The sequence below is a fragment of the Mesorhizobium sp. M7A.F.Ca.CA.002.15.2.1 genome, from assembly GCF_003998715.1.
Classification (GTDB): Bacteria; Pseudomonadota; Alphaproteobacteria; order Rhizobiales; family Rhizobiaceae; genus Mesorhizobium; species Mesorhizobium ciceri.
This window is the reverse complement of the sequence record NZ_RZPI01000627.1, coordinates 1-3269: the sequence shown is the minus strand read 5'-3', so window position 1 is coordinate 3269 and position 3269 is coordinate 1. Positions and strand designations below refer to the sequence as shown.

At 66.1% G+C, this 3269-nt stretch carries 3 protein-coding genes; all 3 read right to left on the bottom strand.

All coding sequences use genetic code 11. The features are described 5' to 3' along the window. A partial coding sequence (locus ENZ74_RS26440) for an ABC transporter substrate-binding protein (protein ID WP_127313092.1) occupies positions 1-1087 on the bottom strand: 1087 nt, incomplete at its 3' end. Between the two features lie 41 nt (positions 1088-1128). Further along, a complete protein-coding gene (locus ENZ74_RS26435) occupies positions 1129-2985 on the bottom strand; it encodes a branched-chain amino acid ABC transporter ATP-binding protein/permease (RefSeq protein ID WP_063170111.1) in 1857 nt (618 codons plus the stop codon). Beyond that, positions 2985-3269, bottom strand: a 285-nt coding sequence (locus ENZ74_RS26430) for an FAD-binding oxidoreductase (protein WP_164761226.1), incomplete at its 5' end; no start/stop codon positions are given. The genes ENZ74_RS26430 and ENZ74_RS26435, both read right to left, overlap by 1 nt.

The following is a 3269-nucleotide window of genomic DNA, read 5'->3' as shown; positions in this document are numbered from 1 at the left end:
CCACTGGCCGCAGCGGCATGCGGTCGGTGCCGGCATAGGTGATCTTGCCGGTGATGCCCTCGAAATCCTTGAGGCCGGCGATGGCGTCGCGGATCGCCTTCGGGTCGTCGGAGCCGGCCGTCTTGACCGCCTGGTCGAGGATCAGGCCGATCTCGTAGCCATTGACCTCATAGGTCGATTCCGGCGCATGGCCGGCATATTTGGTGAAGGCGGCGTTGAAGGCTTCGAGCTTGCTGCCCGGCTCGGCATAGCCGGCCGCGGTGTAGACGACGCCGTCGACCAATTTGCCGAGCGCCTTGATGGTCGGCGTACCGATGGCATCGGCTCCATAGACCGGGATGGTGACGCCGGCGCCGCGCAATTGCTGGATGAAGGCTGGGAAATCGGGCTCATAGGCCGCCGTCATGATCAGGTCGGGCTTATCGGCCAAGCCCTTGATGTTGGTGATCTCGGCGGAAAAGTCGGGCTGGCCCATGCTGAAAGTGCCGCGGCCGACAATGGTGCCGCCCTTCTTCTCGAACACCTTGCCGAAATATTCCGGCAGATTGGCGGTGTAGGTGGAGTCCGGCGAGGTCAGCAGGAACACCTTCTTCTTGCCTTCGGAGACGGCGAAGTCGGCAACCGCCGTCGCCTGTACATTGTCGGCGGGATAGGTGCCGAACATGACATCGCCGACCGCGCCGGTGAGCACCGGGGCGGAGCCGCACAGCGTCAGGGTCGGAATGCCGAGAGGCTGGGTCAGCTGGCCGGCGGAAATCGAGGGATCGGCATCGCACGGCGTGATCATGATCTTGGCGCCGGCATCGATCAGCTCCTGCGCGACCGTGGCGGTCTGCGCGGTGTCGGAGCGGGTGTCCTTGATCAGCAGCTTGACGGTGTATTTGCCGCCGAACCCGCCCTTGGCGTTGAGTTCGTCGAGCGACATGCGCAGGCCGGCAAGTGCCGGCTGGTCGTAAGGGGCAAGACCGCCTGTCTGCGCGGTCGCGGCACCGATGATGATCTCCTCGGCGCTGGCCGTCGAAATGGTGGCGATGCCGAACACGGCAGCGCAGAAGGCGGCGCGATGGAGGCGATAGAGGCTTGGCATGTCGGTTCTCCTTCTGGATTTTTGTCGTTGGTCGTTGCGGTCTATGCGGTCTGGTTTTCAGGCGTTGCGGTCTTGGCGAGCGCCGTGCGGCTGCCGAGATAGGCGGCGATCACGGCGGGGTTCTTCTGAACGTCGCCCGGCGTGCCGTCGGCGATGACGCGGCCATGATCGATGACGACAATGCGTTCGCACAGGTTCATCACCAGCCTCATGTCGTGCTCGATCAGGACGACGCCGATGCGGCGCTCGGTGCGGACTGTCGAGAGGATGGAAACCAGTTCGGCGGTCTCGACGGCGTTCATGCCGGCGGCCGGCTCGTCCAGCAGCAGGAAGCGCGGCTTCAACGCCAGCGCACGTGCCACTTCCAACCGGCGTCGCTGGCCATAGGCAAGCCTGGCGGCCGGCTGATCGGCAAATCTCTCCAGCCCCATGCGCGCAAGTTCACCCATTGCCGCCGCCTCGGCATGGACGAGATCAGGCTCTACCTGGCGTGCGGCGACGACGACGTTTTCCAGCACCGTCATGTGCGGGAAGACGCGGATGTTCTGGAAGGTGCGGGCAACGCCGGAGCGCGCGAAGCGGAAGGCAGAAGCCTGCCGCACCGCGCCACCCACCGACACGGTACCGGCACTTGGCTTGACATCACCGGCCAGCATGTTGAGCAGCGTCGTCTTGCCGGCGCCATTGGGGCCGATGATACCGGTGATGCTGTCCGTTTCGAAACTCAGGCTGACGTCGTCGACAGCAACGACGCCGGCATAACGGCGCGACAGACGCTCGGCGGAGAGCCGGTCACTCTCGACACGCTGCGGAGGTGCCGCCGAAGCCGTCACGGCCTGACGTCCGGGCCGGCGCAGCAGGTTCAGCTCACGCTCGCCGAACAGGCCGGTCGGGCGTCGCCAGATGACCAGGATCATGGCGATGGCAAGCACGCCCTGGGTCAAGCCGAACAGGACAGGCAGATGCAGGCTGAGCACTTCGCCGCCGCCTTCGAAGCGGCGTACCACTTCGACCAAAACGATGGTGACGATGACGCCGGCGAAAGCGCCGAGCGACGAGGTCATGCCGCCGACGATCAGCATGGCAAGCATGGTGAAGCCCAGGTCGAAATAGAAATCGCGCGGTGAAAACGCACCCAGAAACTGCGCCATCATGGCGCCGGCAGCCATGGCGGCGACGACACCCGCCACCCAGGCGGCCAGACGCGCCGTGCGTTGGTCGACGCCGACGGCGGCCGCACCACGCTCGTCATTGGCGGCGGCTCGGCTGGCAAGGCCGAAAGAGGTTTCGCGAAACAGCCTCGCCGCCACCAGCGCCACCGAAGCGACTGCGGCAGCGGTCCACAGCCCGACCTCACGCGGCACGCCGTAGAAAGGCTGGCTGCCGCGGGTGATCTCGCGCCCGGCGACCAGCAGCGTGTAGACGATGATCAGCATGGCCAGCGTGGCGATCGAGGCGCTCGATCCGGAAAGCCTTAGCAGCGGCGCACCGGTCAGCAGGCCGACGACGACCGCCAGAGCCAGGACGATGGCCAGCGCTGCGACGAAGGAGAGTTGATGGCCGGCGAGGAATTGCGGCAGGTCGCGCAGCGCCGTTCGCTGCAGTGCCGTCGGCATGGTGAGGATGCCTGTCGCATAGGCGCCGAGGCCGACAAAGGCCGCCTGGCCGAACGAGACGATGCCGCTGTTGCCGGAGAATATCTGCAGGCCGAGCACCGCCGTCAGCATGATCGCGGCATAGGTGACGACGCGTTGCATGGCGGCGCCGCCGAAGATGAAGGCGGCAAGCGCCACCAGCAACAGCACCGCGACCATGCACAGGGCATCGGCCGTGGCGTTGCGGAACGCGGCCGGCATGAAGCCGGAACTCTTGCTCTCGCTCGTCGTCACCGACGCCATCACGCGGCCCTGAAGCGATCGGGTGAAAACGGGGCCAGGATCGGTTGCGCGCCTTGGGTGACCAGCTTGGCCACCGCCTCGCCGACTGCCGGCCCGGTCTTGAAGCCGTGGCCGGAAGACCCCGCCGAAACGATCAGCCCTTCGACATCAGGCATGGCGCCGATGACCGGCAGATCGTCGGGGCTCATGTCGTAGAGACCGGCATAGCCCGGCCGGATGCCAAGCTCGGCCATGGCCGGCACGCGGCTGGCGAAGGTCTCCAGGATCTCGACCGATTCCTGCTC

Coding starts and splice junctions, on each gene's coding strand:
- ENZ74_RS26435 (WP_063170111.1), bottom strand. CDS start 2,985: ATGGCGTCGGTGACGACGAGCGAGAGCAAGAGTTCCGGCTTCATGCCG.